Raw genomic sequence first — 4,192 nt, 5'->3', positions numbered from 1 at the left:
GGAGCCGGTGACCTGCGTGGCCGCGCCGGTGTCGGGCAGCGGCGGGCGGACGGTCGCGGCGTGTGCGGTGAGCGCCCCGGCGAGCGAGGTGCCGCCGGGCGAGCTGGCCAGGATGGTGCCGGAGCTGCTGTGCACGGCGGAGGCGATCTCGCTCGCGTACGGCGGCTCGCCTAGTCCTCGCTGGTGCGAGAACCGTTGCGGTGCCAGGCCCGCGGGGCGCGCCAGCCGTACTTGAGGGCGAGCATCCGCAGCAGGAAGGCGGTGAGCGCGGCGGCGGTGCCGGTGGCGCCGGTGAGCCGGTCGAGGCCGATCAGCACGGCGACCAGGGCGGCGCCGACCAGCGCGGGCACGGCGTAGATCTCGCGGTCCCAGCGCAGCAGCGAGGGGATCTCCCCGGCGAGGACGTCCCGGATGACGCCGCCGCCGGCCGCGGTGACCATGCCGAGCGCGACGGCCGCGACGGCGCCGAGCCCGTAGTCGTGGGCCTTGGCGGTGCCGGTGACGCAGAACAGGCCGAGCCCGAGCGCGTCGAGGGTCTGCACGGCGCGGTTGATCCGCTCGACCTCGGGGTGCAGGAAGAACACGACGAGCCCGGCGGCGAGCGGGGTCAGGAAGTAGCCGAGGTTGCTGAACGCGGCGACCGGGGTGGCCCCGATGACGAGGTCGCGCATGACACCGCCGCCGAGGGCGGTGGCCTCGGCGAGCACGCAGATCCCGAAGATGTCCATGTTCTTGCGGACGGCGAGCAGCCCTCCGGAGAGGGCGAAGACGAAGATGCCGACGAGGTCCAGCGACTGCTGCACGTCGGAGGGGAAGATCTGCGAGGTCACGGGAACAACTATGACCTGCGCGGACCTCCCCTTCCGACGTCCTCCGGCGCCCGGTGCGTCAGGCCTTCGCGTCCACGAGGGTGTCCGTCGGGGCGTTCTCCGGGAAGTGACAGGCGACTTGGTGCCCGGTCCGCATGGTGGTCAGCGTGGGCTCCTGAGTGGCGCAGATCTCCTGCGCCTTCCAGCAGCGGGTGCGGAAGCGGCAGCCGCTGGGCGGGTTGATCGGCGAGGGGACGTCGCCCTTGAGCAGGATGCGCTCGCGGCCGGCGCGCTGGCGGCGGCGCGGGTCGGGCACCGGCACCGCGGACATCAGCGCGGTGGTGTACGGGTGCATCGGGCTGCTGTAGAGCGAGTCCCGGTCGGCGATCTCGACGACCTTGCCGAGGTACATCACGGCGACCCGGTCCGAGACGTGCCGCACCACCGAGAGGTCGTGCGCGATGATCAGGTAGGTCAGGCCGAGCTCGCGCTGGAGGTCGTCCAGCAGGTTGACCACCTGGGCCTGGATGGAGACGTCGAGCGCGGAGACCGGCTCGTCCGCGACGATCATCTTGGGCCGCAGGGCGAGCGCCCGGGCGATGCCGATGCGCTGGCGCTGGCCGCCGGAGAACTCGTGCGGGTAGCGGTTGTAGTGCTCGGGGCTGAGCCCGCACAGCTCCAGCAGTTCCTGGACGGCCTTCTTGAGCCCGCCCTGCGGCACCGCGTTCTGGAGCCGGAACGGCGCGCCGACGATGGTGCCGACGGTGTGCCGCGGGTTGAGCGAGGAGTACGGGTCCTGGAAGATCATCTGGATGTCGCGGCGCAGCGGCCGCATCGCACCGGCCCCCAGGTGGGTGATGTCGGTGCCCTCGAACTCGATCGTGCCGCCGGTCGGCTCGTCGAGCCGGGTGACCAGCCGGCCCATCGTCGACTTGCCGCAACCGGACTCGCCGACGACGCCCAGCGTCTCGCCCGCGTTGACGGTGAAGTCGATGCCGTCGACGGCCCGCACCGCGCCGGTCTGGCGCCGCAGCAGTCCGCTGCGGATCGGGAAGTGCCGGGTCAGGCCGGTCACCTTCAGCAGCGGCTCGCGCTCCGGGGCGGGTGCGGGCGTTGGGACGGCAGCCGTCTGAGTGTCCGTCATCGGTTCTCTCCAGAAAGGTGGTACGAGGCCGGGCTCACAGCCGGGGCGCGATCTCTTCGGTGAAGATGCGGTGCCGCTCGGCCGCCCCGAGGTGGCAGGCCGCGTGGTGCCCGGGCGCGGCCTCGGCCAGCACCGGGACCTCGCTCGTGGAGCGCCCGCCGGTCAGCCCCGCGTACGGGCAGCGCGGGTGGAAGGCGCAGCCGCTCGGCACGTTGATCAGGCTGGGCGGCGTGCCCTTGACCGGGACGAGCCGGTCCTGGAGCTCCCGGTCGAGGCGCGGCATGGAGCCCAGCAGGCCCCAGGTGTAGGGGTGTTCGGGCGCGTCGAAGAGGGTCTCGGCGGGGCCGCGCTCGATGCACTTGCCGCCGTACATGACGAGGATGTCGTCGGCGAGCTCGGCGACCACCCCGAGGTCGTGGGTGATGATGATGACGGCGGAGCCGAACTCGTCCTGGAGGTCGCGGATGAGGTCCAGGATCTGCGCCTGGACGGTGACGTCCAGGGCGGTGGTGGGCTCGTCGGCGATCAGCAGGGACGGGTCGTTGACCAGGGCCATGGCGATCATCGCGCGCTGGCGCATGCCGCCGGAGAACTGGTGCGGGTAGTCGTCCACGCGGCGGTCGGGCTGCGGGATGCCGACGCGGTCGAGCATCTCGATGGCCCGGGCGCGGGCCTCGCGCTTGGTGGCGCGCGGGTGGTGCACCTGGTAGGCCTCGACGATCTGCGCCCCGACCGTGTAGTAGGGGTGCATCGCGGTCAGCGGGTCCTGGAAGATCATCGCCATCTCGCGGCCGCGCAGCTGGCGCACCCGGTCCGGGCCGGCCGAGACCAGCTCCTCGCCGTTCAGCCGGATCTCGCCGCTGATCCGGGCCCGCTTGGAGCGGTGCAGGCCCATGATGCCGAGCGAGGTGACGGACTTGCCGGAGCCGGACTCGCCGACGATGCCGAGGGTGCGGCCCTTGTGCAGGTCGAAGCTGACCCCGTCCACCGAGCGGACCAGGCCGTCGTCGGTGTCGAAGTGGATCCGCAGGTCGCGGACGGAGAGGAACGGGTCGCCGGCCGGGGTCTGCGCGGCGGGCGCCGTGGTGTTCTGGAGCTCGGTCACGAGAGCCTCACCCGGGGGTCGACGAGGGCGTACAGGAGGTCGACCACGAGGTTGCAGGCGACGATGAAGAAGGCGGCGAGCAGGGTGACGCCGAGGATCTTCGGCAGGTCGTTGTCGGAGATCGCCTGGACGGCGAAGGCGCCGACGCCCTGCAGCGAGAAGACCTGCTCGGTGATGAGCGCACCGCCGAGGAGCAGGCCGAGGTCCATGCCGAAGATGGTCACGACGGGGGTGAGCGCGGCGCGCAGCCCGTGCCGGGTGACGACCTTGCTCTCGACCAGGCCCTTGGCCCGGGCGGTGCGGATGTAGTCCTCGCTCATCGTCTCCAGCATCCCGGCGCGGGTGAGCCGGGCGTAGAGGGCGGAGTAGAGGAAGGCCAGCGAGATCCACGGGAGGATCAGGTTGCGGGCCCACATGAGCGGGTCGTCGGTGAAGTCGACGTACTGGAGGTTGTCCAGGATCGGCCACTCGTAGCTGAAGACCGTGAGCAGCAGCGCGCCGGTGAAGAAGACCGGCAGCGAGACGCCGGCGAGCGAGATGCCCATGGCGATGCGGTCGAAGACCGAGCGCGGCTTGAGGGCGGAGATGACGCCGGTGGTGACACCGGAGACCAGCCAGAGCACGGCCGCGCCGATGGCCAGGGAGAGCGTGATCGGGATGCGCTTGGTGAGCTCGGGCCAGACCTCGATGTGGTTCTTGAACGAGTAGCCGAAGCACGGTACGTGGCAGGTGACCGGGTCGGGGCCGAACTTGTACTCGGCGCCGCCGACCAGGCCCTTCAGGAAGTTCCAGTACTGGGTGTACAGCGGCTGGTCGAACCCGAGGTTCTGTTTGACCGCCGCGATCGCCTCGGGCGACGGGTTCTTCCCGACGTACTGGGCGGCCAGCTGGTCGGTGGTCTCGCCGGCGATGCGCGGGAGCAGGAAGAAGATCGCGAAGGTGACCGCGCTGACCACCAGCAGCAGCACGACGGCCGCGAAGATCCTGCGGATGATGTAGGCAAACACAGTTGGGCGGCTCCGGCGGCCCCCCGCCCACCCGGGTGATGCCCAACCCCGCGGGCGCCCCCTTCGAGACCACCCAAGACGTGTTGGGGTGCCAGCGCGTATTGTTGTGGTTGCGATGTTAAGGGAT

The 4,192-nt window shown here is 71.1% G+C and carries 5 protein-coding genes; 1 reads left to right on the top strand and 4 read right to left on the bottom strand.

The window, feature by feature from the left end:
- Positions 1-7 precede the first annotated feature (7 nt).
- A complete protein-coding gene (locus AB0O00_RS10995; RefSeq protein WP_363650377.1) occupies positions 8-235 on the top strand; it encodes a hypothetical protein in 228 nt (75 codons plus the stop codon).
- On the opposite strand, the gene AB0O00_RS10990 is transcribed toward AB0O00_RS10995, so the two are convergent.
- Genes AB0O00_RS10990 through AB0O00_RS10975 form a run of 4 tightly spaced genes read right to left on the bottom strand, consistent with a single transcriptional unit; the run spans position 171 to position 4,065 of the window.
- The gene (locus AB0O00_RS10990) at positions 171-830 is read right to left on the bottom strand and encodes a trimeric intracellular cation channel family protein (RefSeq protein ID WP_363650373.1); all 660 of its coding nucleotides are present in this window, start codon (positions 828-830) and stop codon (positions 171-173) included. The genes AB0O00_RS10995 and AB0O00_RS10990 overlap by 65 nt on opposite strands.
- Before the next feature lie 58 nt (positions 831-888).
- Entirely contained in the window at positions 889-1,953 is a 1,065-nt protein-coding gene (locus tag AB0O00_RS10985) for a dipeptide ABC transporter ATP-binding protein (protein ID WP_363650371.1), read from the bottom strand.
- Positions 1,954-1,987: 34 nt separating this feature from the next.
- Positions 1,988-3,058: an ABC transporter ATP-binding protein gene (locus AB0O00_RS10980; protein WP_363650369.1), complete on the bottom strand. Its 1,071-nt coding sequence runs from the start codon at positions 3,056-3,058 to the stop codon at positions 1,988-1,990.
- Positions 3,055-4,065: an ABC transporter permease gene (locus tag AB0O00_RS10975; RefSeq protein WP_363650367.1), complete on the bottom strand. Its 1,011-nt coding sequence runs from the start codon at positions 4,063-4,065 to the stop codon at positions 3,055-3,057. The genes AB0O00_RS10980 and AB0O00_RS10975 overlap by 4 nt, the downstream gene beginning before the upstream one ends.
- Positions 4,066-4,192: the final 127 nt, after the last annotated feature.

The organism is Kitasatospora sp. NPDC093558, from assembly GCF_040683475.1.
Taxonomy (GTDB): Bacteria; Actinomycetota; Actinomycetes; order Streptomycetales; family Streptomycetaceae; genus Kitasatospora.
This window is presented reverse-complemented; position numbering and strand designations above follow the sequence as displayed.